Below are 25,011 nucleotides of genomic sequence, written 5' to 3'. Positions count from 1 at the left end.
TTCAGAGTTTATGAGGGCGAATATGGAGCGAATAGGATCAGAAGCTTCCTCTGCATTAAGCCCGATCCTCAACGCGTTGCTGCGGGAATGGGATGGCTGGGAATTCATCGACGCGAGCCAAACCGGATTGTTCCGGCCGCAGGCGAATGTGCTGCGCCTGAAGTTCCCTGCCTCGCGCGCGGAGGTGCTCGTCGAGGCGCGGCATCGCTCGAAGGTCGGTTACCACGATTTCGCGATGCCGCTCTGGCGGCTCGATGCCGATGGCGAAGCGACCGAGATCGATCTTTTCAGCCTTTTGGCGCTGATCCTGGCGGAGCCAGACATTGCCGGCCGGGCGACACCGAAAAGCCGGCTGACTTTCCTGCGCCGTAGCCTGGCCAGCATCGCCGCGATCGCAGAGGCGACCGCGGCGCGCGGATCGTCGCGGCCCTTCTCCGAACGCGATCCGGATTTCATCGAAGCCGAGAGCGCGCTGCGCTTTGGCCACGCCGTGCATCCGGCGCCGATGAGCCGCGAAGAATTCACGCAGACGGATTCCGAGCGCTTCGGACACGAATACGGCAATCAATTCAAACTGCGCTGGTGGGCCGTCGATCCGGCCATACTCGCCGGCGGCAGCGTCGAACCGCTTGAAATCACCGAGATGGCCCGCGGGCTCGCCGTCAGCGATGCGCAGCTGCTCGCCCGGGCCGGCCGGGAGCAAGGCACGATTCTCGTTCCGATGCATCCGTGGCAGGCGGCGCGGCTGATGCTGGAAGACCGCGTCGAAAGCCTGTTCCGCGCCGGCCGTATCGTCGATCTCGGGCTCGGCGGGCCAGTATGGCGGGCCACGACCTCGCTACGTACGATTCATTCAGCTGAAACCGAGTGGATGCTGAAATTCTCGCTCAGCCTGCGCCTGACCAACTCCCGGCGCATCGTTGAGGAACACGAATGCCGGCGCGGCCTTTCGGTGCACCGGCTGGTCAAGGGCCAACTTGGCGACGCCTTGAAGACCCGCTGCCCGACCATGACGGTGCTGGGCGAGCCGGGCTGGTTCGGCCTGCGCGACGAAGACGGCCGGCTGATGACGGACACCATCGTCTCGTTTCGCGAAAATCCGTTCCGCGGCACGGGCGGCCCGCGGGCTGCCGTTCTCGGCGCGCTTTGCGAGCGCCATCCCGGCTGTAGCGAGAGCCATCTGTCCGATCTGGTCCGCCGCATCGCCCGCGACGAGAAGAGACCTGTCGAGGAAACGGCGCGTCAGTGGTTTCAGCGTTTCCTCGAAACCGCCATCGAGCCTTTTATCGTTGCCTTCTCGGAATTCGGCCTGCTGTTCGGCGCCCACCAGCAGAACCTTGTCGTCGGCCTTTCCGGAGGCTGGCCGAATGCGCTCTATTTCCGCGACTGCCAGGGCACGGGTTATGTCGAGGAATTCCTGCCCAGGCTGCGCGAATTCCTGCCCGAGGCCGGTCAGGCGGGAGATCATGTCTTCCCATCGGAAGCAGCCGCGAAGCTGTTCGGCTACTATTTGATCGTCAACGGCGCCTTCGCCGCCATCGCAGCGCTTGCCGCCGCTGGCCTCGCCAGGGAAGACGACCTGCTGGCGATATTCCGCCGTTCGCTCGAGCGGCTGGCCGCCACGCCGATGGCCGACCGGTCCTGCGTCGACTATTTGCTCAACGCGCCGACGCTGGCCGCCAAAGGCAATTTCCTGATCGCGCTGCGAGACATCAACGAGAACACCGAGGTGACCGACCCGCTGGCCGGTTACGTCGAGCTTCCCAACCCCCTGCATGTGAGAGAGTACGCATGAACATCGAGGCTGCGAAAAACTGGTCGCCCGCCACCGCTGCCGGCAACGAAGGATGGCAGCATCTGGCCTCCGCCGCAGAGCCGCTCGCCATCCGTGCCGGCGATGGCCATGTCAGCCTGGTCGATGCTGACGGAACAGCGGCCGGACAGGCCCGCATCTCCGTGGCGGATGGCCGCCTGCTGATCGATGACGTCGCCTTCGCCGGCGGACGTCTCGACCAACCGCAGATCCTGGCGGGTCTCGTCGATGCCGCGCTGCGCCTGCATCCCTCCTTCGACCGCGCTTTCCTGCCGGTTGCCAAGACGCTGTGGCCGGTTTCGACGCTGGCTACCGAGGTGGCAGCGGGTGAACCGGAACGCGCGATCATCCATCGCTCGGTCCTGCGCCAGCTGCCGCTCTTGTGGCGCAGCCAGGCCTCGCATTCCACCTATCCGGCGCTGACGACCGCGATCGGCCCGGAAGACCGACTGCCGCCGTTGCGTCAGCCGCGCCCCTGCGGCCCGATGTACGAGCGCTGGATTGCCGAGATCGGCCTCACCGTGTCGCTGCGTCCGATCGACCGACGGACCGATCTCGATCTCTTCCATTGCTGGATGAACGATGGCCGTGTCGCCTTTTTCTGGGAGCTTGCCCAGAGCCATGAGGAGCTCGACAAATATCTCGCCGAGCAGGAAAGCGATCCGCACATCTTCGGCGTCATCGCCAGTTTCGACGGCGAGCCGACCGGCTATTTCGAGTTCTACTGGGCCAAGGAGGATCGCCTCGGGCCCTATTACGAGCCGCTCGACTGGGACCGTGGCTGGCATGGGTTGATCGGCAATACGCGCCATCTCGGCCGGCCGAAGACACTGGCTCTGTTCCGTTCCGTCACCCACTATCTGTTCCTGGACGAGCCGCGCACGCAGCGCATCGTCGGCGAGCCGCGCGCGGCGCACCAGAAGATGCTGAGCTATTGCGCCGATGCCGCCTACGACAAGGTCAAGGAGTTCGATTTTCCGCACAAGCGCGCGGCACTGGTCTGCTGCGAGCGCGAGCGCTTCTTCCGCGAGGTGCCGCTGTGACGGTGCAGCAGCCGATCGCCAAGGCGGGGGCATGCTGGACCGCGGTCAACCGCGAGGCGGTCGCCAAGGCCATTTCCGAACTGACCTTCGAGGAGTGCCTGTCGCCGCGCGAGCTTTTGCCCGGCCGATGGGAGCTGACGCCCGGCCCCGGCGTGACCTATCGTTTTGCCGCGACACGGCGCATATGGGGCCAGATCGCCGTCCGCCCCGAGACGCTGACCCGCGATGCCGGCATCGAGCTGCCGGTCGACGATGCGGTCGCCTTCTTCGCCGACGCACGCGAGACGCTCGGCATGTCGCCGGCAACGTTCTGCACCTATGCGAAAGAACTCTACAACACGCTGATGGCCGACATGCGCATCGCCAAAGTGCGCGCCGGCCGACCGGCGGCCGAGCTTGCGGCGCTGCCGGACACCGAGTTGCAGGCCGTGCTCGACGGCCATCCGAAGGCGCCTGCCAACAAGGGCCGGCTCGGCTGGGGGCGGGAGGATTTCGAGCGCTACGCGCCTGAATCCGCCGCGGCCGTCCAGCTCTTCTGGCTTGCCGCCGCACGCGACCGTTGCCAGCTGGCGCTCGACAGCGGGCTTGACGAAGAGGCGCTGCTGCAGGCCGCATTCGGTGGCGAGGAGCGCGCAAGGCTCGAAACGGCCTTCACCGCCGCCGGGGTCTCGCGGTCGACGCACAGGCTGCTGCCGGTGCACCCCTGGCAATGGCAGGCGATGATCGCCTCGCAATATGGTGGCGAGATTGCCGCCGGCCGGCTGGTGCCGCTTGGCCCGTTCGGCGACCCGTTCCTGCCCTTGCAGTCGCTGCGCACACTTGCCAATGCGGCACGGCCCGAGGCGCTGCACATCAAGCTGCCGCTGACCATCCTCAACACCTCGGCCTGGCGCGGGGTGCCCGGAAAATACATGGAGATCGGCGCCGATCTGTCGCGCTGGCTGGCCACGGTGGCGGCCGCGGACCCGGTGCTCAAGAACGTCAAGGTCTTAAGGGAAGTCGCCGGCGCCTTCTATCCGCATCCGCACTACACCGGCGTTGAAGGCGCGCCCTATCAGTTTTGCGAGATGCTGGGCGCCATCTGGCGCGAAAGCCCCGAAAAGGATTTGGCCACGGGCCAGCGCCCGATGATGATGGGCGCCTTGCCGCAGCGCGACGCCCATGGCAGGCCGATCGCCAGCGCCCTGATCGAACAATCCGGCCTTGGTCCGGAGGCATGGCTGGACCGCCTGTTCTCCACGGTCTTCGTGCCGCTCTACCACTTCATGTGCCGATACGGCGTCGGCTTTGTCGCCCATGGCCAGAACGTCACGATCATCCTCGACGGAGCGACGCCTGTCGGCGTGGCGGTCAAGGACTTTCAGGGCGACCTTGACCTCATCGACCAGCCGTTTCCCGAACTTGCCGGCCTCGACCCAAAAATCCTGTCGACGCTGAAGCGCCGGCCGCCGGCGCATCTTCTCCAGCATTTGCAGACCGGCCACATCGTCAGCGTCCTGCGCTTTCTGTCCGAGGCGCTGGTCGCATACGACCGCTTCGACGAGAGAATTTTCTACGGCATTCTCGCCGGCGCTATCCGGCGCTACCAGGTGCAGAATCCTGAACTGGCGGACCGGTTCGCGCTTTTCGATCTGTTTGCGCCAAAAATCCCGCGCATCGCCATCAACAAGGTGCGGTTCGCGATCGGCTATGGCGATAGCGGCGAACGCCCTCTGCCCGACCTCGGCACACCGCTCGACAATCCGCTCAACCCGAGTCAGCCCGGCGACCTCCCATCAGCCCAGCCAGCTCCCAGAAGGAGTTCGCCATGACCCAAGCACTTGACCTCGCCGGCATCGGTATCGGGCCGTTCAACCTCAGCCTCGCCGCCCATCTCGATGCGGTGGACGGCGTCGAAGCGCGCTTCTTCGACCGGGCGACGCGGCTTGAATGGCACCCCGGCATGATGCTGCCGGGCGTCGAACTGCAGACGTCTTTTCTCAAGGACCTCGTCACCGCGACGCATCCGACCAGCCCATGGTCGTTCATGTCCTATCTGGTCTCGCAGAAGCAGTTCTACGAGTTCCTGAACGCAGATTTCTCCGCCATCCCGCGGCCGGAATTCGCCCGCTATCTCGCATGGGTCGGCGAGAACCTGTCTTCGCTGCGCTTTGCCAGTGCCGTCGACCAGATCGACTTCGACGGAACGAATTTCAGGCTCCGTATTGGCCGTGAGGCGGTGAGCGCGCGCAATCTTGCCATTGCCGTCGGACTGGAGCCCAACATCCCTGCCTGGGCGCGAGCGGCGGCCTCCGACCAATGCTTCCACAACGCCCAGGCCGCCAACCGTCTCAATCGCCTGACCGGGCAGCGTATTGCCGTCATCGGCGGTGGCCAGAGCGGCGCCGAAGTGCTGCTGCATCTGATCTCCTCCGACCGCTTCGCCGGCCGCGAGATCGAGTGGATCTCGATGCGGCCAAATTTCCTGCCGCTGGACGACTCGCCCTTCACCGACGAGCTCTTTACGCCGGGCTATGTGGAAAACTTCCATCGGCTGCCGCAGGGGCGGCGCGAAACCATCCTGGAACAGCAGCTGCTTGCCGGCGACGGCGCATCGACGAGCACGCTGAAGGCGATCTACCGCCGGCTTTACACGCTGCGGCACCTTTCTGAGGAGGCGACGACGGTCAACATGACGCCGCACCGCGAAGTGCTTAACGTGACACGGGAAGGCAGTGAATACCGGCTGATCATGCGCAACGGCTTCGACGGCGCCATCGAGACGCGCGCCGTCGATGCGGTGGTGCTGGCCACCGGCTATGCCTTTGCGATTCCCGACTGCATGGCGCCGCTGATGGACAGGATCGCGCTGGACGAGCGCGGCCACTACCGGCTCAACGCCAGCTTCGAGGTTGAGTGGGACGGGCCGGATGACCGGCGCATCTACGCGCTCAATGCTGGTCGCCTCAGCCATGGCATAGCCGAGCCGCAGCTCAGCCTGATGGCCTGGCGCAGCGCCAAGATCGTCAATTCACTGCTCGGGAGGGCACATTTCGATCTCGATTTGCCCGACCCGCCGGTTGCCTGGAGTTCGAGGCATACGGCACAAAGCCTGCATCACCTCGGCACCAGTGCGAGGATGACCGAATCGGGTGCGCGCTGACATTTGGGCGTGGGCCGCAGCGCGGTGCGGCTCGCCTTCAGGTTGACATCGACCTGCAAAGCTTTTCTGTGAGAGAGATTGTCCGGTCCTGCTGGAGTCTCAGCGTATGAAAACCCTTGGCCTGCTCGGCGGCATGAGCTGGGAATCGACCGCCATCTACTACCGCCTGCTCAACGAGATTGTGCGCGAGCGATTGGGCGGGCTGCATTCGGCAAAGCTGTTGCTCCATTCCTTCGACTTCGCCGAGATCGCCGAGCGGCAGCATCACGGCGACTGGGACGGTGCGGGCGTGCTTCTGGCGGATGCCGCGCGCAAGCTGGAGGCGGGCGGCGCCGAGGGGCTGCTGATTTGCACCAACACCATGCACAAGCTCGCCGGCCAAGTGCAGGCGGCGGTGTCCATTCCACTTATCCACATCGCCGATGCCACGGCAGTGGCGGTCAAGGGCGCCGGCGTCAGGCGGCCGGCGCTGCTGGCGACGCGTTTCACCATGGAGCAGGATTTCTACAAGGGCCGGCTGGCCGACAAATATGGCCTCGAGCCGATGGTGCCGGACCAGGCCGGCCGCGACATGGTGCATCGGGTGATCTATGACGAGCTCTGCCAGGGCATCGTCAGCGCACCATCGAAGGCGGCCTACCTCGACGAGGTCACCCGCTTGCGGCGCGATGAAAAGATTGACGGCGTCATCATGGGCTGCACCGAGATCGCCATGTTGATCGGCCAAGGCGATTTCGACATTCCGGTGTTCGACACCACGCGCATCCATGCCGAGGCGGCGGTCGAGTTCGCGCTTGGCTGATGCGCGGTTGCTAAACTGCCCACCGCCATCTGGCGCGCAGTCTTTCCTTCGCTAGAATGCTCCCGATTTCAGAGAGCCATTTGCGAGGGGACAAAGATGGAGTTTGCGTTTCCGTGGCCGACCAGCCAGGGCGAATGGCTGGCGTGGTCGAGCGCCGTCGTCACCTTGGCGCTTGGCCTCATATTCTTCCTCGCGCCGGGGCTCGCCTTTCGCATCCTCAGGCTGCAGGTTCGACCGGAAAAGGCAGCGGCCATCGCCGAAGGGCGCGGCCGCATGTCCGGCTTCTATCTCGGCGTCAGCCTGTGCTGCATTCTTTTGGCGCAGCCATGGCTCTATATGGCGCTCGGCTTCTCCTGGCTGTTCACCGCTTTCGGCCGTTTGCTGTCGATGATGTCGGATGGCGCGAACACGCCTTTCAACTGGGCGTCGATCATTGTCGAGCTGGTGCTGGCCGCACTGCCGCTCGCCTTCGTCTTCGGCTTTCTGCCCTGAATCCAAAGGCTTCGGTTGAACTCTGCCGCCGGATGCGACAATAGTGCCTGAAAAGCATGCGGAACGACGCATTGCGGTCTTAAAATGCCTGTGCTAGACGGCAATCGACTTTCGGCCGGGGATAGCGGAAGCCGCGTCTTCGTGCTTGGAAAAACTTAGTAAGGTCAAAGATTTAGCCAGAGTTTTTTGCTCGCGCCAACAATCTGCGGCCTGTCAGACAAGAGAAAAGACGGTCCGTGGCTCAATCGTCATCGCCAATCTCAGGTGTCGCAGAACGCTACGCGGGTTCGCTGTTCGAACTCGCACTGCAGTCCAATTCAGTGGCCAAGGTCGAGGCCGACCTCAACAGCTTCGCAACGATGCTGGATGGCAGCGCCGACCTGACCCGCCTCATCAACAGCCCGGTGTTCTCCAGCGAGGACCAGGCCAAGGCCATCGCAGCGATCGCCGACAAGGCGGGCATCACTGGTCTCACCGGCAATTTCCTGCGCGTCGTCGCCCGCAACCGTCGCCTCTTCGCCGTGCCCGGCATGATCAAGGCATTCCGCCAGATCGCCGCCGAGCATCGCGGTGAGACCGCTGCCGAGGTCACCTCGGCGCATGAACTGACGGCGGCGCAGCAGACCGAACTCAAGGCCGCGCTGAAAAGCGTCGCCGGCAAGGACGTGGCCATATCCGTTACCGTCGATCCGTCGCTGCTCGGCGGGCTGGTGGTCAAGATGGGCTCGCGCCAGATCGATACGTCGCTCAAAACCAAACTCAATTCGCTCAAGCTTGCACTGAAAGAGGTCGGCTGATGGACATCCGCGCCGCGGAAATTTCCGCAATTCTGAAAGACCAGATCAAGAATTTCGGCAAGGAGGCCGAGGTCTCCGAAGTTGGACAGGTGCTGTCCGTCGGTGACGGTATCGCTCGCGTCTACGGCCTCGACAATGTCCAGGCCGGCGAGATGGTCGAATTCCCCGGCGGCATCCGCGGCATGGCCCTCAACCTTGAAGCCGACAATGTCGGCGTCGTCATCTTCGGCGCCGACCGCGACATCAAGGAAGGCGACACCGTCAAGCGGACCGGCGCCATCGTCGATGCGCCAGTCGGCATGGGCCTGCTCGGCCGCGTCGTCGACGCGCTCGGCAACCCGATCGACGGCAAGGGCCCGATCAAGGCAACCGAACGCAAGCGCGTCGACGTCAAGGCGCCAGGCATCATCCCGCGCAAGTCGGTGAACGAGCCGATGTCGACCGGCCTCAAGGCCATCGACGCGCTGATCCCGGTCGGCCGCGGCCAGCGCGAGCTGGTCATCGGTGACCGCCAGACCGGCAAGACCGCCATCATTCTCGACACGATGCTCAACCAGAAGGCGGTCCACGACAACGGCCCGGAGAAGGAAAAGCTCTACTGCGTCTACGTCGCCATCGGTCAGAAGCGCTCGACCGTCGCGCAGTTCGTGAAAGTGCTCGAGGAGCGCGGCGCGCTTGACTATTCGATCATCGTCGCCGCCACCGCTTCCGATCCGGCGCCGATGCAGTTCCTGGCGCCATTCACCGCCTGCACCATGGGCGAATATTTCCGCGACAACGGCATGCACGCGCTGATCAGCTATGACGATCTGTCGAAGCAGGCCGTCGCCTATCGCCAGATGTCGCTCTTGCTGCGCCGCCCGCCGGGCCGCGAAGCCTATCCGGGCGACGTGTTCTACCTGCATTCGCGCCTGCTCGAGCGCGCCGCCAAGCTCAATGACGACAATGGCGGCGGTTCGCTGACCGCGCTGCCGGTCATCGAGACGCAGGCCAACGACGTGTCGGCCTACATCCCGACCAACGTGATCTCGATCACCGACGGCCAGATCTTCCTCGAAACCAATCTGTTCTTCCAGGGCGTTCGCCCGGCCGTCAACGTCGGTCTGTCGGTGTCGCGCGTCGGTTCGTCGGCGCAGATCAAGGCGATGAAGCAGGTCGCTGGCTCGATCAAGGGCGAGCTCGCGCAGTACCGCGAAATGGCGGCCTTCGCGCAGTTCGGCTCCGATCTCGACGCCGCCACGCAGCGCCTGCTCAATCGCGGTTCGCGTCTGACCGAACTCCTGAAGCAGCCGCAGTTCTCGCCGCTCAAGGTCGAGGAACAGGTCGCGGTGATCTTCGCCGGTGTCAACGGCTACCTCGACAAGCTGGCGATCAATCAGGTCGGCAAGTTCGAGCATGGCCTGCTCAGCCACATGCGCTCGGCCGGTAAGGACGTGCTTGACGGCATCCGCAAGGAGAAGGCGCTGTCGGACGATCTGCGCGCCAAGCTGAAGGCCGAGATCGATGCCTTCGCCAAGACCTTCGCTTGAGAAAGCCGGACGGACGGGATCAGGTTTGAAGCATGCCTTCGTTAAAAGACCTTCGTAACCGTATCGCCTCGGTCAAGGCGACGCAGAAGATCACCAAGGCGATGCAGATGGTCGCCGCGGCGAAGCTGCGCCGCGCGCAGGAAGCCGCGGAAGCCGCGCGCCCCTATTCGGAGCGCATGGGGTCCGTGCTCGCCAACATCACCCAGGCGATCGGCGGCGGCGGCGATGCCCCGGCGCTGATGACCGGCACCGGCAAGGACGACGTGCATCTGCTCGTCGTCTGCACCGCCGAGCGCGGCCTGTGCGGCGGCTTCAATTCGCAGATTGCGCGTCTCGCCCGAGACCACATCCGCCGGCTGCTGGCCGACGGCAAGCAGGTAAAGATCATCTGCGTCGGCAAGAAGGGTTACGACATCCTGCGCCGCGATTACGGTTCGATGATCCTCGAACGCGTCGACCTGCGCGAGGTCAAGACGCTCGGCTTCGTCAATGCCGACGCCATTGCTCGCAAGGTTATCTATCTGTTCGGCGAGGGCGGCTTCGACATTTGCACGCTGTTCTATTCGCAGTTCAAGTCGGTGATCAGCCAGATCCCGACGGCACAGCAGATCATCCCGGCCGGCGTCGCTTCCGCCCCGGCCGAGGCGACCGTCGGCGGCAACGCCGTCTACGAATACGAGCCGGAGCCGGGCGAAATCCTCGCTGACCTCATTCCACGCAACATCTCGGTCCAGGTCTTCCGCGCGCTGCTCGAAAACGCAGCCGGCGAGATGGGCGCCAAGATGAGCGCCATGGACAATGCGACGCGCAATGCCGGCGACATGATCAACAAGTTGTCGATCACCTACAACCGCCAGCGGCAGGCGCAGATCACCAAGGAACTGATCGAAATCATTTCGGGCGCCGAGGCGCTCTAGGCGCGGCCGCCAGGAGGTCATCGACCTTGTGGTGGAGCGTGAGAAACAAAGGACGAAAAGGGTAAAGACGATGGCGAAAGCAGCGACCCCGAAGGCGGCAGCTCCCAAAGCGGCGGCAAAGGCTCCGGCAGCAGCGGCGAAGGCCGCTCCGGCCAAGACGGCGGCTGCGCCCGCCAAGGCAGCGGCCCCGGCCAAGGCTACGGCAGCGAAGACGACGGCCGCCGTTGTGAAGAAGACCGGCGTTGTCGGCAAGGTCCGCCAGGTCATCGGCGCTGTCGTCGACGTCCAGTTCGGCGATCACCTGCCGGCCATTCTGAACGCCATCGAGACGACCAATGTCGGCAATCGCCTGGTCCTCGAAGTTGCCCAGCATCTCGGTGAAAACACCGTGCGCTGCATCGCCATGGACTCCACCGAAGGTCTGGTTCGCGGTCAGGACGTCTATGACACCGGCGCGCCGATCACCGTGCCGGTCGGCCCGGGCATGCTCGGCCGCATCATCAACGTCATCGGCGAGCCGGTCGACGAAGAAGGCCCGGTCGACGGTATCGAAATGCGCGCCATTCACCAGCCGGCTCCGTCCTATGTCGAACAGTCGACGGAAGCGCAGATCCTGATCACCGGCATCAAGGTTCTCGACCTTCTGGCGCCCTACGCCCGCGGCGGCAAGATCGGCCTGTTCGGCGGCGCCGGCGTCGGCAAGACCGTGCTGATCCAGGAACTGATCAACAACGTCGCCAAGGCTCACGGCGGCTTCTCGGTGTTCGCCGGCGTCGGCGAGCGCACCCGCGAAGGCAACGATCTCTATCACGAGTTCATCGAGTCCGGCGTCAACAAGAAGGGCGGCGGCGAAGGCTCCAAGGCGGCACTGGTCTATGGCCAGATGAACGAGCCGCCGGGCGCACGTGCCCGTGTCGGCCTGACCGGTCTGACGGTCGCTGAATATTTCCGCGACCAGGGCCAGGATGTGCTGTTCTTCGTCGACAACATCTTCCGCTTCACGCAAGCGGGTTCGGAAGTGTCGGCGCTGCTCGGCCGTATTCCTTCGGCCGTGGGCTATCAGCCGACGCTGGCCACCGACATGGGCGCGCTGCAGGAACGCATCACGACGACGACCAAGGGCTCGATCACCTCGGTGCAGGCTATCTACGTGCCTGCCGACGATTTGACCGATCCGGCGCCGGCAACCTCCTTCGCCCACCTTGACGCGACGACCGTGCTCAACCGCGCGATCTCGGAAAAAGGCATCTATCCGGCGGTCGATCCGCTCGATTCGACTTCGCGCATGCTCGACCCGCTGGTCGTCGGTGAAGAGCACTATGCCGTCGCCCGCCAGGTGCAGTCGATCCTCCAGCGCTACAAGTCGCTGCAGGACATCATTGCCATCCTGGGCATGGACGAGCTCTCGGAAGAGGACAAGCAGACCGTGGCTCGCGCCCGCAAGATCGAGCGCTTCCTGTCGCAGCCCTTCTTCGTCGCCGAAGTGTTCACGGGCTCGCCGGGCAAGCTGGTCGACCTCGCCGACACCATCAAGGGCTTCAAGGGCCTCTGCAACGGCGACTATGATCACCTGCCGGAAGCCGCCTTCTACATGGTCGGCGGCATCGACGAAGCGGTCGAAAAGGCACAGCGTCTCGCGGCGGAAGCGGCATAATCAAGGCAATAGGGAGTAGTCAGTAGTCAGTAGTGAATAGCAGCCGGGCGATCGGGACATTTGTCCTCTCTCCCTACTCCCTACTCACTATTCCCTACTCACTAAATTGACATGGCTGAAGCTTTCCAATTCGAACTGGTCTCGCCGGAGCGGCTGCTCGTTTCCGAGCAGGTCGAAGCCGTCGTCATTCCCGGCGCCGAAGGCGAAATGACCGTGATGGCGCATCACGCGCCGGTCATGACCACGATCAAGCCGGGCGTCGTCACGGTGAAGACCGCCGGCGGCAAGGAAGAGCGCTATGTGGTGTTCGGCGGCTTTGCCGACATCCTGCCTTCCGGCTGCACGCTGCTGGCCGAATCGGCGGTTGCCGTCGGCGACATCGACCGCGCCGATCTCGCCCGCCGCATCCAGGACGCCAAGGAAGATGCTGCCGATGCCAAGGACGATCAGTCCCGCAGCAAGGCCGAGCAGTTTCTGGCTCAGCTCACCACGCTCGAAAGCGCGCTGCTGGCAGCTTAGGCCGCAGAACGACTTGAAGATAAAGCCGGGCTCAGCCCGGCTTTTTTGTTGCGGCCTTCATCCCCGGATCGTTGCGCGCACAGGCGCACGGCCGTGGCGGGACTTCAGGGAGGGCAGCGCCAGCATCAGCAGCACGAACAGGCCGGTGGCCAGCTTTAAGTCGGGCGGCGGTATGCCGGCCGCCAGGCACAGCGAGATGAGTCGGTACTAGGCGATGGCGCCGGCAAAGGGCGCCAGCCGGAGACAATTCTCGGGTCGGGCGGAACCGCGATTTGGCTGTGGCGGGTGCAGTCAGGCGGGACTTGCCTCAGGTTTTTGTTTGTCGGACAGTCCGGCTGCCTAGGCATTGAGGGGTGGCCGATGACGGAACAGACAGCGCAACCGGAAACGGCCTCGCGATCCCTGTGGACGACGGCGTCGATAGCGGCGTTCGGCGGCCCATTTGCCGGCTTCCTTTGGATCGGCGCCGGCCGGCTGGCCTTGATCAGCCTGCTGGTCATCACTGGCGCCAGCATCGCGATCTGCTACATCGGGTTTCCGGTGATACCGGGCATGGATCTTGCTGCCGTGGGCACCTACTCAGGTTACGGCCTGATGATCGTGTGGATAGCGATCGTTCTCCCCTTCGCAGGCCGGTTCAAGCCGGACAAATGGTACGCGCGAGGGGTTTCGGTGTTCGTGCTGGTGTTTTACGCCTCGGTCGTGGCCGCGCTTATCACCCGCACGTTCCTATTCCAGTCCTTTTCCACGCCGTCCGGCAGCATGGTGCCGACGCTGGTGGACGGCGACTACTTCTTTGCCTCCAAGTTCGCCTATGGCTACAGCCGCTACACCGTTCCTCTTGGGCTGCTGCCCTTCGAAGGCCGGATTTTCGCTGCCGTGCCGAAACGGGGCGATATTGTCGTGTTCAAATTTCCAGCGGATCCGAGCATCGATTACATCAAACGGGTCGTTGGCCTGCCGGGCGAAAAAATCCAGATGGTCGATGGCGTCCTTCGCATCAATGGTGTGGCAGTCAAGCTTGAGGATGCTGGTCCGTACACCTCCGAGGACTCGCCTCAAGGCGCCAGACTGCAACGTGAAACCCTCCCCAACGGCGTCTCCTATTCCGTCATCAGTCTCACGGACAATTCGATAACCGACAACACGCGCGTGTTTGAGGTGCCCGAAGACCATTATTTCGTGCTTGGCGATAACAGGGACAATTCCTCCGACAGCCGGCTCAGTGTAGGCTTTGTTCCCGACGAAAACCTGGTCGGCAAGGTTGTGCGATTGTTCTGGAATTCGAAAGGCACGGAGTACTCGTCGCGGCAGGCGCTGGACGCTCCGGCAGGACAATAGGTTTGGTGGATTCGACCCTGCTTACTTTGTTTTTCCCGGTATGCCGAGCGCGGCGAGCGCAAGCGCGACCCCGCCCTGCCGGATATGGACGCGGTGGGCGGCGACCAGTTCGATGAGCGCTTGCTTCTCGGGCTTGCAGCTGGCGAAGCCGGCGAGGTCGAACACCGCAGCCACCCTTTCCAGCGTCGGCTGTTCGCCGAGAGCGGCCAGCGCGGTGTCGAGCGGATCGGTGAAGTGGGCTTCCGGTAGGTCCTTGCCGCGCGCCTCGCAGGCGGCGATCCAGGCAGCGATCACCAGCGTCAGATGGTCCGGGACCAGGCCGGCCTGGATGCGTTCGATGGCGGAAGCGACAATACGTTGCGGCAGTTTCTGGCTGCCGTCATTAGCGATCTGCGCCGTGCGGTGGGCGAGCGCGGTGTTGGAAAAGCGTTCGGCAAGCTCGGCCGTGTAGGCCGACGTGTCGAGCCCGGCGTCGGCCGGCAAGGTCGGGATCGCCTCGGCCCAGAGCCGGTCGACGAATTCACGGATCGCCGGGTCGGCAAAGGCACGGTCGACGGTGGCGTGGCCGCTGAGCAGGCCGAGATAGGCGATGCCCGAATGCGCACCGTTGAGCAGCCTCAGCTTCATATCCTCGAATGGCCTCACGTCCTCGACCATGGTGACGCCGAATTTTTCCCAGGCCGGTCGTCCCGCCGGGAACCTGTCTTCGATCACCCATTGCCGGAACGGCTCAGTCATCACCGGCCAGGCATCTTGGACGCCGAGCTCACCGGCGATGCGCGCGCGGTCGGCATCGATGGTTGCCGGCACGATGCGGTCGACCATGCTCGAGGGGAATGCCACCGCATCGACGATGTGTTCCGCGAGCAGGGCATCGCCCGATGCAGCGGCCCGGGCATCGCGCAATTTGGCGAACGCGATCAGCAACCGGTGCAGCGTGGCGCCGTTGGCCGGCAGGTTGTCACAGCACAGCACAGTGAAGGGTGGCGTGCCGGCGGCGCGGCGGCGTGCCAGCGCTTCAGCCAGAAAGCCATGCGCGGTCTTCGGCGATCCGGGATTGGCCAGATCGTGCACGATATCGGGATGGACTTCGTCAAGGCTGCCGTCGGCGGCCCTGAGATAGGCTTTTTCGGTGATGGTCAGCGTGACGATGCGGGTGCGCGGATCGGTCAGCGCGGCGAGCACCGCGCCGGGATCTTCCGGCGCCACCAGCATCGACTGGATCGAGCCGATTATTTGAAGCGCTTCGCCATCGCTGCCGCGTACCGCCAGCGTGTAGAGCCCGTCCTGCGGCGTCAGCGCATCGCGCGTGTCGGGGCTGCGCAGCGACACGCCGATGATACCCCAACCGGTCTCGCCGGCGGCCAGGCAGTCATCGACATAGGCTGCCTGATGGGCGCGGTGAAAGGCGCCGACGCCGAGATGGACGATGCCTGGGGCGATGGCGGCGCGGTCATAGGCCGGGATCGCAACCGAGGCCGGCAAGGATCGCACCGTGTCGTTGCAGAGGCGTCTGGTTGTCATGGTTTGGCTTGTCGGGCTCGGATTGATCGGTCGGGAGGCTAGCGGCGTACCATCCGTTCTCCAACCGCACAATGACCCGATGTCGGCTAAAAGTCATCATACAACAATCCAATTTTTGTATGTTGACATTACTTCTTCCCAATCCTACCGATAGCGCCCTTGGGAGGAGTGACGTGGCAGGATTGACCCACCCCGATCTGCTTTTTGCCGCTGAAGGGCGCTCGCTTTCGATCGCGCGCGATCTCTATGCCGGGGTCAAGGACCTGCCGATCGTCAGCCCGCACGGCCATACCGATCCACGCTGGTATGCGCTCAACGAGCCGTTTCCGGACCCGGCGCAATTGCTGGTCGTGCCCGACCACTACATTTTCCGTATGCTGTTCAGCCAGGGCGTGCGGCTGGAGGACCTCGGCATATCACCGCTCGACGGCTCGCCGGTCGAGAGCGACCCAAGGGCGATCTGGCGGCGCTTCGCCGAGCACTATTACCTCTTCCGCGGTACGCCGACGCGACTGTGGCTCGACCATGTACTCGAGCATCTGTTCGGCATTGACGAGCCGCTCAACGCCAGCACCGCCGACCGCCACTACGATACCATCGCAGGCCTGCTCAAACAGGACGGCTATCGCCCGCGTGCACTGTTCGAGCGCTTCAACATCGAGGTCATTGCGACGACCGAGGGGGCGCTGGACGATCTCCAATGGCACAAGGCGATCCGCGACAGCGGCTGGCAAGGCCGCGTGGTCACCGCCTACCGGCCGGATGCCGTCGTCGATCCAGATTTCGAGGGCTTCTTAAGCAATCTCGACCGTCTCGGCGAGGTCAGCGGCTGCGATACCGGCACATGGGCCGGCTATCTCGACGGGCATCGCCAGCGCCGCGCCTTCTTCAAAAGCTTCGGCGCGACCTCGTCCGACCATGGCCATCCGACTGCGGAGACCGCCAACCTTTCCGATGCGGCATCGGAAGAGCTGTTCAACCGCATCCGCCGCGGCTCCGACGACGAGCGCGAGCGCAAACTGTTTCGCGCCCAGATGCTGACCGAAATGGCCAAGATGAGCCGCGACGACAGGTTGGTTATGCAGATCCATCCCGGCTCGTGGCGCAATCATTCGCCTGGTGTTTTCCAAAAATTCGGCCGCGACAAAGGCTTCGATATCCCGACCCGCACCGACTATGCGGCGGCGCTCAAACCTTTGCTCGACTGCGTCGGGCTAGAGCGCGACCTGACCATCATCCTGTTCACGCTCGACGAGACGAGCTATGCGCGCGAACTGGCGCCGCTCGCCGGCGTCTATCCGGCGCTGAAGCTCGGGCCTGCCTGGTGGTTCCATGACAGCCCGGAAGGCATGCGCCGCTTCCGCGAAATGACCACCGAAACCGCCGGCTTCTACAACACCGTCGGTTTCAATGACGACACCCGGGCCTTTCCATCCATACCCGCGCGTCACGATGTGGCGCGCCGGGTCGACTGCGCCTTTCTCGCCCGTCTCGTCGCCGAGCACCGGCTGCGGGAGGATGAGGCGCACGAGCTGGCGCGGGAGCTTGTCTACACGCTTGCCAAGAAGGCGTACCGGCTCTGAGCCGGGCGCTTTGATTTTTACAAAGGGAGGAAGACAGTCATGTTGCATTTTTCAAAACTGACGGCGGCCACATTCGCCTTCGGCTCACTGATGATCGGCGTCGCAAACGCCCAGACCGTGCTGCGCTCGGCCGACACCCATCCGGATGGATATCCGACGGTCGAGGCGGTCAAATATATGGGCGAGCTGATCAAGGAGCGCACCGCCGGGCGCTATTCGGTCGAGGTCTATCATTCAGCGCAGCTCGGCGAGGAGAAGGACACGATCGAGCAGACGCAGACCGGTGTCATTGACCTGAACCGCGTCTCGATGGGTCCGTTCAACGGCATCGTGCCGGAAACCGCTGTGCCGTCGCTGCCCTACATGTTCCGCTCGGTCGACCAGATGCGTCATGTCATGGACGGGCCGATCGGCGACGAGATCCTGAAGGCCTTCGAGGCGCATGATCTGGTTGGTCTCGCCTTCTACGATTCCGGTGCGCGCTCCTTCTACAACACCAAGAAGGACATCACCTCGATCGCCGATCTCAAGGGCATGAAGTTCCGCGTCATCCAGTCCGACGTGTTCGTCGACATGGTCAATGCGCTCGGCGCCAACGCCACGCCGATGGCCTATGGCGAGGTCTATTCGGCGCTCGAAACCGGCGTCATCGACGGCGCCGAAAACAACTGGCCGAGCTTCGAATCCGCCAAGCACTATGAGGTCGCCAAGCACTACACCGTCGACCAGCACCAGATCGTGCCGGAAGTGCTGGTGATGGCGAAGCCGAGCTGGGACAGACTGTCGCCGGAAGACCAGGCGATCGTCAAGCAAGCGGCCAAGGACAGCGTCGTCAAGATGCGCGAACTGTGGGATGCGCAGGAGAAGAAGTCGCGCGACATCGTCGAGAAGGCCGGCGTCAAGGTCAGCGAGATCGACAAGCAGCCGCTGATCGATGCGATGAAGCCGGTTTACGACAAGTACCTGTCGACGCCGGAACTCAAGGATCTCGCCGCGCGCATCCAGGCAACCAAGTAATCTGCTGGCGGGGCGGCCCAGCGCCGCCCCGCCAATCGTTGTTGACGGACGGAAAGACCGGGAGGGTCGGATGATAGCGGAAATGGCCAGGAGCGGAGCGCCACCGCGCTTCAGCGCGGTGCTTTCGAAGATTTGCGACGGCGCGCTCTATCTCGCCTGTATCGGGATGGTCGTCATGACCGCGCTCGTCGCCTACCAGGTGTTTTCCCGCTTCGTGCTCAACGCGTCGCCGAGCTGGACGGAAGTCACCGCCATCATGCTGATGAACTGGTTCATCTTCCTGGGCGCGGCGGTCGGCGTGCGCGAGAACTACCATATGGGCTTCGACGTGCTGCTCTACATCCTGCCGAAGGGCAGCAAATGGGCGCTGCGCACATTGTCCGACCTGATCGCGTTCGGCTTCGGCTTCGGCATGGTCTGGTACGGTTGCAAGCTGGTCGGGTTGACCTGGCACACCGTCATTCCGGCGCTCGAACTTCCCGGCGGTTTCGACTATCTGCCACTGGTCGCCGGCGGCGTTCTGATCTGCCTGTTCTCCGCCGAACGCATCGTGCTGCGCTGGTCGGGCGTCGACATCGACAAGGACATCAATCTCGAAGACGTGCCGGAGATGCCGGCCGTGCAGGAGGCCTAGATGGAACTCTGGATCCTGTTCGGCGTCTTCACGCTGTTGATGTTTGCCGGCACGCCAATCGCGTTTTGCCTGGGTGCCGCATCTTTCGCCACCGTGCTTTATCTCGGCCTGCCGCCCCTGGTGGTGTTCCAGCAATTGAAATCAGGCATGTCGGCGTTCTCGCTGATGGCGATTCCGTTCTTCATCTTTGCCGGCGACCTGATGGTGCGCGGCGGCATCGCGCAGCGCATCGTCTCCTTTGCTGGCTCACTGGTCGGCCATGTCCGCGGCGGGCTCGGTCAGGTCAACATCATCGCCGCGACATTGTTCGGCGGCATTTCCGGCTCGGCGGTGGCTGAAGCCGCCGCCGTCGGCGGGCTGATGATCCCGCAGATGAAAGAGCGCGGCTACGGCGCGGACTACGCTGTCAACGTCACCTCGATGGCGGCACTGATCGCGCTGCTTTTGCCGCCGTCGCAGAACATGATCATCTATTCGATCGCCGGCGGCGGCAAGATTTCGATCGCCGACCTGTTCACCGCCGGCATCCTGCCCGGTCTGCTGTTCGCCGCGTCGCTGATGGTCACCGCCTATTTTGTCGCCCGCAGCCGCGGCTACCCGGTCGAGGCCTTCCCCGGCTTCTCGCGCGTTGGCCAGCTGGCGGTGATCGCGGTTCCCGGGCTGCTGCTCATCGGCATCATCTTCGGCGGCGTCCGCTCAGGCATTTTCACGGCGACGGAAAGCTCCTGCATCGCCATCATCTACGCCTTGCTGGTCACCGTCTTCGTCTACCGGTCGATGGCCTGGAGCGATTTCGTCCATGCCACAAAGGGCGCGGTGCGCACGACCTCGATGGTGCTTTTGATCATCGGCACGGCGGCCTCGTTCAGCTGGCTGATGGCCTATCTCAAAGTGCCGGTGCTGCTGATCGCCGGGATGAACGCCATCTCCACCGACCCGCTGGTGGTGCTGCTTTTGCTCAACGTCCTGATGCTGCTGCTCGGCACCTTCATGGACATGGGGCCGATGATCATCATCTGTACGCCGATCTTCCTGCCGCTGGTCACGCATTACGGCGTCGACCCCGTGCATTTCGGCGTCATCACCATCCTCAACCTCGGCATCGGGTTGAACACGCCGCCGGTCGGCACGGTGCAGTTCGTTGCCTGCGCCGTGGGAAAGATCACGGTGTGGGAAGCGATGCGCTCGATCTGGCCGTTCTATGGCGCGGGCATCGTGGTCCTCGGGCTGGTGACGTATATTCCGGCGATCTCGCTCTGGCTGCCAAGCGTTTTCAAATAGGGGCGTCTTCAAATAGGGCAAATAGGGCGTCTTCAAACAGGGGTGCGACATGGCATCGGATAGCGCTGTTGATCTCAGGGTCGAGAGAAAACCCAAACTGTCGGAGACCGTCGTCGCGGCGATCCGCAAGCAGCTGCATGCGGGCGAGATCCTGCCGGGCCACAAATTGCCGACCGAGGGCCAGTTGACCGAGACTTTCGGCGTCAGCCGCACCGTCATCCGCGAGGCGCTGGCCAAGCTTGCCGCCGACGGCCTGGTCGAGGCGCGCCAGGGCGCCGGCGTCTTCGTCACCGAACACATCTCGACCATGTTCGGCGCGCTCGCCGCCGACATGGGAGCCAAGGATTCGGTCGCGCTCAACGTGCTCGAAGTGCGCCTGGCCGTCGAAATCGAATCGGCTGGGCTCGCCGCCATCCGCCGCAATGCGGCGCAGGAAGCGGCGATCCAGGAAGCCTTCTTCGAATTCGAGCGCCTGCTTCTCAACAGCGAGCCGACCGGTCCGGCCGATCTCGCTTTCCACCGGGCAATCGCCAGCGCCACCAACAACCCGTTCTATGTCGAGATGCTCGATGTGCTGGGCCGGCGAGCCATTCCCTGCGACGTGACCTCACCCTGGTCGACCGAACTGGTGCAGTCGGACAGCTATCAGCGCGGGCTGCAGCGCGAGCATCTGGTGATCCTGAATGCGATCACATCGGGTGACGCCGAAGCCGCGCGCGAGGCGATGCGCGCCCATCTCACTGCCAGCCAGCAGCGCTATCGCGAGCGCCTGCACGCACGCCAGGTCTTTTATGCCGACTCGGTCAAGGCGGCGGAAACCGAATAGAAGAATCAGCTGGAGCAATGATGGATCATCCCTATACCGACTATACCTCGCGTTTCGCCATCGACCCGGTAGCCGCGGCGTCCATGGGAACCGACGAGTTGCGTCACAACTTCCACATTGACGACCTGTTCCAGCCGGGACGCGTCAGCCTGACCTATACCCATTATGACCGCATGATCGTCGGCGGCGCCGTGCCGGTGGCGGAATCGCTGCCGCTGGAAGCGATCAGGCCGACGGGCACGAGGAATTTTCTCGACCGCCGCGAGCTGATCATCGTCAACATTGGCGGCGTCGGCTCGGTGACGGCGAACGGCGAGACCCACCCATTGCAGGCGCGCGACATGCTCTATCTCGGCATGGGCAGCACCGATGTGTCGTTCGCTTCGGCGGACAAGGGTCTGCCGGCCAAATTCTACCTGCTCAGCGCGCCGGCGCATCACACCCATCCGAACCGATTGATCCGCATCGGCGATGCGAAGCGTCTCGACCTCGGCGGCAAGGAGACCTGCAACGAGCGCTCGATCTTCCAGTTCATCCATGCCGAGGGCGTCAAGACCTGTCAGCTGGTGGTCGGCATGACCCAGCTGGCGCCGGGCTCGGTTTGGAACACTATCCCTTGCCATGTGCATGACCGGCGCATGGAGGCCTATCTCTATTTCGATCTGCCGGAGACGGCGCGCGTCTTCCATTTCATGGGTGAGCCGGACGAAACCCGACATCTCGTCATGGCCAATGAGGAGGCGGTGCTGTCGCCGGGCTGGTCGATCCATTCGGGTGCCGGCACCTCCAACTACGCTTTCATCTGGGCGATGGCCGGCGACAATGTCGACTACACCGATGTCGACCCGGTGCCGCTGGGCGAATTGCGTTGAGCGGGCCGTCCGCTTTCAGCCTCGCCGGCAGGCGCATCCTGGTCACCGGCGCCAATACCGGCATCGGCCAGGGCATCGCTATCTCGATTGCGCGCGCCGGCGGCACCGTCATCGGTGTCGGCCGCTCGGCGATGGATGATACGCAAGGGAAGGTCGGCGAGGCCGGCGGGCAGTTCGAGGCCGTGCGGTGCGATCTCGCCGATCATGCCGCCGCCAAGGCGATGCTCGACCAGGTCTGGGAAAAGACCGGCCCAATCGACGGGCTGGTCAACAATGCCGGCATCATCCGGCGCGCCGATGCGGTCGATTTCACCGAGGCCGATTGGGACGACGTCATAGACGTCAATCTGAAGACGCTGTTCTTTTTGAGTCAGGCTTTTGCCAGGCGCGTGCTGGCCGATCCCGGGCGCCGCGGCAAGATCGTCAACATCGCCTCGGTGCTGAGTTTCCAGGGCGGCATCCGTGTCGCGTCCTATACCGCGTCGAAACATGGCGCGCTCGGCATCACAAGGCTGCTCGCCTGCGAATGGGCGGCAAAAGGCATCAACGTCAACGCCATTGCGCCGGGCTATATCGAAACCAACAACACCGAGGCGCTGCGCGCCGATCCCGACCGCAGCGCGGCGATACTGGCGCGCATCCCGGCCGGCCGCTGGGGTGGGCCGGAAGACATAGGCGACGCCGCCGTCTTCCTGCTGGCGCCGGCGTCCGACTATATGCATGGCGCGGTGGTTCCGGTCGACGGCGGCTGGCTGGCGCGATGAGGAGACGGTCATGACTCAAGCCAAGATTTTCGCCCATCCCGGCGAGAGCGCCTGGACGCCGACGCCGGACGGCAACAGGCGGCGCGTTCTCCTCTCCACCGATGAGCTGATGCTGGTCGAATTCGGCTTCGACAAGGGCGGTGTCGGCGCGCTGCATTCGCACCCGCATGTCCAGGCAAGCTATGTCGCCGAAGGCCGATTCGAGGTCACCATCGACGGCCGCACCGAAACCATCGAGACCGGCGGCAGCTTCATCGTGCCGTCCAATCTCGTGCACGGCGTCAAGGCGCTGGAGGCCGGCCGCCTCGTTGACAGCTTTACCCCGCATCGGGCCGATTTCCTGGCCTGATAGCCTTTCCGGTCTGTTCCAGAAACGGAAAACCCGCGCCTCCTGGGAGGCGCGGGCCTGTAGCCTGTGCGCTCGTAGCGCAGCGGTACTCGAAACATCGCCGCAGGGTTCGGACGGTGCCGCAACATGGTGAAGATAGGTTTAACGGCACCAGCCCAGGTCGATCATCGGTGGGATGTTGCTGCTGCTTGTTGTGGTCGGACGGGGGCTGGGCTAATCGTTGCCCCATGCCGCTGCTTCGGGCGGCCGATCGAAAACATCAGTGATGCAGATATCGACGACGAGCGTTTCGACGCACGATCCCAAACGGCGTGTCCTCAAGGACGTGTTCGGCTTTGACGATTTTCGCCCGGGCCAAGCGTCGGTGATGGAGGCGCTGCTTGCCGGCCGTCATGTGCTGGCGGTGATGCCGACGGGTGCCGGCAAGTCGCTCTGCTACCAGGTGCCGGCGCTGGTCAAAGGCGGGCTCACCATCGTCGTCTCACCGCTGGTGGCGCTGATGCAGGACCAGGTCGCGGCCTTGCGCCTTGCCGGTGTTGCCGCCGATACGATCAATTCATCCATCGAGCGCGACGCCAATGTCGCGGCATGGCGCCGCGTCGCCTCGGGTCAGACGCGTCTGCTCTACCTCGCTCCGGAACGGCTGATGACCGAGCGCATGCTCGATGCGCTGACGAGGCTCGATGTCAGGCTGATCGCCATCGACGAGGCGCATTGCATTTCGCAATGGGGGCCGGCGTTCCGGCGCGAATATGAAGATCTGTCGCAGCTGCGCGGCATCTTTCCCGACGTGCCGATCATTGCGGTGACGGCGACGGCGGACGAGACGACGCGGGCAGATATCGAGACGCGGCTGTTTGGCGGGCGCGTGGAAACGCAGGTGCTTGGCTTCGACCGACCCAACATCAAGCTTGCTATCGAGCCCAAGCAGGACAGCAAGCGGCAGTTGCTCAATTTCATCGAGCGCCATCAGGGGCGCAGCGGCATCGTCTATTGCCTGTCGCGCAAGAAGACCGAAGAGATGGCGGCCTTCCTCGAGAAGAATGGCGTCACCGCGCTCGCCTACCACGCCGGGATGAGCAAGGAGGCGCGAGACGCCAACCAGAACGCTTTCATGACGCTGTCCGGCGTCGTCATGGTTGCGACCATCGCCTTCGGCATGGGTATCGACAAGCCTGACGTCGCTTATGTCTTCCACACCGATTTGCCGGGCAGCCTCGAAGCCTATTACCAGGAAATCGGTCGCGCTGGCCGCGACGGGCGAGCAGCGGAAGCTCATATGCTGTACGGCCTCGGCGATATCCGCATGCGCCGCATGTTCATCGAGGACGAGGACGCTGCTGTCGAGCACAAACGCCGCTCGCATGGCCGGCTCGACACGCTGATCGGCTATTGCGAGACGGCGGAGTGCCGGCGCCAGGTGCTGCTCGGCTATTTCGGCGAAGAGGCTTCGCCTTGCGGCAATTGCGACAACTGCCTGGAGCAGGCGCCGCGCGCCGACGGCACCACCGAGGCTGGCATCATCCTGGCGGCGGTCGCGCAAAGCGGCGAGCGCTTCGGCGCCGGCCATGTCATCGACATCCTGCTTGGTCACGAGACCGAAAAGGTGGCGGCAAGGGGCCATCACCGGCTGGCCGGCTTCGGCAGCGGTGCCGCGCACAAAAAGGACTTTTGGCTATCGCTGATCCGTCAGTTGGTCGCGAACGGCTTCCTGGTGCCGGATCCAGGTGGCCATGGCGGCTTGGCCATCGCCGACAAGGGCCATGCGCTCGGCCGTGGCGAGGTTCCGTTCCAGTACCGCGTCGAGACGCGCACCCGCGCGGCGCGCCGCGCGGCTCGTGCCGGCCAGACTCCCCAGGGCGAAAATGTCGATGCATCGCTGCTCGCCACCCTCAAGACGCTGCGGCTGCGTCTGGCCAAGGAGCGCCAGGTTCCGGCCTATGTGGTGTTTTCCGATCGCACGCTGATCGACATGGCCGAACGCCGCCCGCAAAACCTCGACGCTTTCGCTGAAGTGAACGGCGTCGGTGCTGCCAAGCTCAAGGAGTTCGGCAAGGTTTTCCTGAGCGCAATCGCTGCGCACCCGTCAGAGGCGCAAGGCTGAGAGGCTGG

The 25,011-nt window shown here is 63.9% G+C and carries 22 protein-coding genes and 1 pseudogene; 21 read left to right on the top strand and 2 right to left on the bottom strand.

What is annotated here, in order from left to right; translation table 11 throughout:
- Nucleotides 1-22 precede the first annotated feature (22 nt).
- The 11 genes from AC04SG_RS26485 to AC04SG_RS26435 all read left to right on the top strand — a co-directional run bounded on the left by AC04SG_RS26485 (nt 23) and on the right by AC04SG_RS26435 (nt 12,708).
- On the top strand, nt 23-1,795 hold the full coding sequence (locus AC04SG_RS26485) for an IucA/IucC family protein (RefSeq protein WP_488553442.1): 1,773 nt from the start codon (nt 23-25) through the stop codon (nt 1,793-1,795).
- On the top strand, nt 1,792-2,856 hold the full coding sequence (locus AC04SG_RS26480) for a GNAT family N-acetyltransferase (protein WP_488553441.1): 1,065 nt from the start codon (nt 1,792-1,794) through the stop codon (nt 2,854-2,856). Before AC04SG_RS26485 ends, AC04SG_RS26480 begins: the two co-directional genes overlap by 4 nt.
- Nucleotides 2,853-4,667: an IucA/IucC family protein gene (locus AC04SG_RS26475; RefSeq protein ID WP_488553440.1), complete on the top strand. Its 1,815-nt coding sequence runs from the start codon at nt 2,853-2,855 to the stop codon at nt 4,665-4,667. Before AC04SG_RS26480 ends, AC04SG_RS26475 begins: the two co-directional genes overlap by 4 nt.
- Nucleotides 4,664-5,998, top strand: coding sequence for a lysine N(6)-hydroxylase/L-ornithine N(5)-oxygenase family protein (locus AC04SG_RS26470; protein ID WP_488553439.1), 1,335 nt, complete (start codon nt 4,664-4,666; stop codon nt 5,996-5,998). Before AC04SG_RS26475 ends, AC04SG_RS26470 begins: the two co-directional genes overlap by 4 nt.
- 106 nt (nt 5,999-6,104) lie before the next feature.
- On the top strand, nt 6,105-6,800 hold the full coding sequence (locus AC04SG_RS26465; RefSeq protein ID WP_488553438.1) for an aspartate/glutamate racemase family protein: 696 nt from the start codon (nt 6,105-6,107) through the stop codon (nt 6,798-6,800).
- A gap of 96 nt (nt 6,801-6,896) precedes the next feature.
- Nucleotides 6,897-7,292 carry an AGROH133_08824 family phage infection protein gene (locus AC04SG_RS26460; protein ID WP_112559758.1) on the top strand — a complete coding sequence of 132 codons (396 nt, stop codon included), beginning with the start codon at nt 6,897-6,899 and terminating at the stop codon, nt 7,290-7,292.
- Between the two features lie 236 nt (nt 7,293-7,528).
- The gene (locus AC04SG_RS26455) at nt 7,529-8,089 is read left to right on the top strand and encodes a F0F1 ATP synthase subunit delta (RefSeq protein WP_455857505.1); all 561 of its coding nucleotides are present in this window, start codon (nt 7,529-7,531) and stop codon (nt 8,087-8,089) included.
- On the top strand, nt 8,089-9,618 hold the full coding sequence (gene atpA / locus AC04SG_RS26450) for a F0F1 ATP synthase subunit alpha (protein ID WP_192252664.1): 1,530 nt from the start codon (nt 8,089-8,091) through the stop codon (nt 9,616-9,618). Before AC04SG_RS26455 ends, atpA begins: the two co-directional genes overlap by 1 nt.
- 32 nt (nt 9,619-9,650) lie before the next feature.
- On the top strand, nt 9,651-10,535 hold the full coding sequence (locus AC04SG_RS26445) for a F0F1 ATP synthase subunit gamma (RefSeq protein WP_488553437.1): 885 nt from the start codon (nt 9,651-9,653) through the stop codon (nt 10,533-10,535).
- 70 nt (nt 10,536-10,605) lie between these two features.
- Nucleotides 10,606-12,189 (top strand): F0F1 ATP synthase subunit beta, encoded by a 1,584-nt coding sequence (gene atpD / locus AC04SG_RS26440; protein WP_185970412.1) that lies wholly within the window; start codon nt 10,606-10,608, stop codon nt 12,187-12,189.
- A 111-nt stretch (nt 12,190-12,300) separates the two neighbouring features.
- On the top strand, nt 12,301-12,708 hold the full coding sequence (locus AC04SG_RS26435; protein WP_192252660.1) for a F0F1 ATP synthase subunit epsilon: 408 nt from the start codon (nt 12,301-12,303) through the stop codon (nt 12,706-12,708).
- A gap of 57 nt (nt 12,709-12,765) precedes the next feature.
- On the opposite strand, the pseudogene AC04SG_RS26430 reads toward AC04SG_RS26435, so the two are convergent.
- Nucleotides 12,766-12,945: pseudogene (locus tag AC04SG_RS26430) on the bottom strand (ABC transporter permease); the annotation flags it as partial.
- A gap of 315 nt (nt 12,946-13,260) precedes the next feature.
- Here AC04SG_RS26430 and lepB point away from each other — a divergent pair.
- Nucleotides 13,261-14,049, top strand: coding sequence for a signal peptidase I (gene lepB / locus AC04SG_RS26425; protein WP_488553470.1), 789 nt, complete (start codon nt 13,261-13,263; stop codon nt 14,047-14,049).
- 21 nt (nt 14,050-14,070) lie between these two features.
- On the opposite strand, the gene AC04SG_RS26420 is transcribed toward lepB, so the two are convergent.
- Complete coding sequence (locus AC04SG_RS26420) at nt 14,071-15,573, bottom strand: mannitol dehydrogenase family protein (RefSeq protein WP_488553436.1); 1,503 nt, start codon at nt 15,571-15,573, stop codon at nt 14,071-14,073.
- A gap of 173 nt (nt 15,574-15,746) precedes the next feature.
- On the opposite strand from AC04SG_RS26420, the gene uxaC reads away from it, so the two are divergent.
- The 9 genes from uxaC to recQ all read left to right on the top strand — a co-directional run bounded on the left by uxaC (nt 15,747) and on the right by recQ (nt 25,003).
- Complete coding sequence (gene uxaC, locus AC04SG_RS26415; RefSeq protein ID WP_488553435.1) at nt 15,747-17,156, top strand: glucuronate isomerase; 1,410 nt, start codon at nt 15,747-15,749, stop codon at nt 17,154-17,156.
- 39 nt (nt 17,157-17,195) lie between these two features.
- Nucleotides 17,196-18,173, top strand: a complete 978-nt coding sequence (locus AC04SG_RS26410) for a TRAP transporter substrate-binding protein (protein ID WP_488553434.1) — start codon at nt 17,196-17,198, stop codon at nt 18,171-18,173.
- Nucleotides 18,174-18,255: 82 nt separating this feature from the next.
- Nucleotides 18,256-18,807: a TRAP transporter small permease gene (locus AC04SG_RS26405; RefSeq protein ID WP_488553469.1), complete on the top strand. Its 552-nt coding sequence runs from the start codon at nt 18,256-18,258 to the stop codon at nt 18,805-18,807.
- On the top strand, nt 18,808-20,088 hold the full coding sequence (locus AC04SG_RS26400) for a TRAP transporter large permease (protein WP_203280293.1): 1,281 nt from the start codon (nt 18,808-18,810) through the stop codon (nt 20,086-20,088).
- A gap of 49 nt (nt 20,089-20,137) precedes the next feature.
- The gene (locus tag AC04SG_RS26395) at nt 20,138-20,914 is read left to right on the top strand and encodes a FadR/GntR family transcriptional regulator (RefSeq protein WP_192252646.1); all 777 of its coding nucleotides are present in this window, start codon (nt 20,138-20,140) and stop codon (nt 20,912-20,914) included.
- 20 nt (nt 20,915-20,934) lie between these two features.
- Nucleotides 20,935-21,786 (top strand): 5-dehydro-4-deoxy-D-glucuronate isomerase, encoded by an 852-nt coding sequence (gene kduI / locus AC04SG_RS26390; protein ID WP_488553433.1) that lies wholly within the window; start codon nt 20,935-20,937, stop codon nt 21,784-21,786.
- Nucleotides 21,783-22,550: a 2-dehydro-3-deoxy-D-gluconate 5-dehydrogenase KduD gene (gene kduD / locus AC04SG_RS26385; protein ID WP_488553432.1), complete on the top strand. Its 768-nt coding sequence runs from the start codon at nt 21,783-21,785 to the stop codon at nt 22,548-22,550. The genes kduI and kduD overlap by 4 nt, the downstream gene beginning before the upstream one ends.
- 10 nt (nt 22,551-22,560) lie before the next feature.
- Nucleotides 22,561-22,899, top strand: a complete 339-nt coding sequence (locus AC04SG_RS26380) for a cupin domain-containing protein (RefSeq protein WP_488553431.1) — start codon at nt 22,561-22,563, stop codon at nt 22,897-22,899.
- Nucleotides 22,900-23,164: 265 nt separating this feature from the next.
- Complete coding sequence (gene recQ / locus AC04SG_RS26375) at nt 23,165-25,003, top strand: DNA helicase RecQ (protein WP_488553468.1); 1,839 nt, start codon at nt 23,165-23,167, stop codon at nt 25,001-25,003.
- The last annotated feature ends 8 nt before the right edge of the window (nt 25,004-25,011 follow it).

It is taken from the genome of Mesorhizobium sp. CNPSo 4684, assembly GCF_057784315.1.
This window is presented reverse-complemented; position numbering and strand designations above follow the sequence as displayed.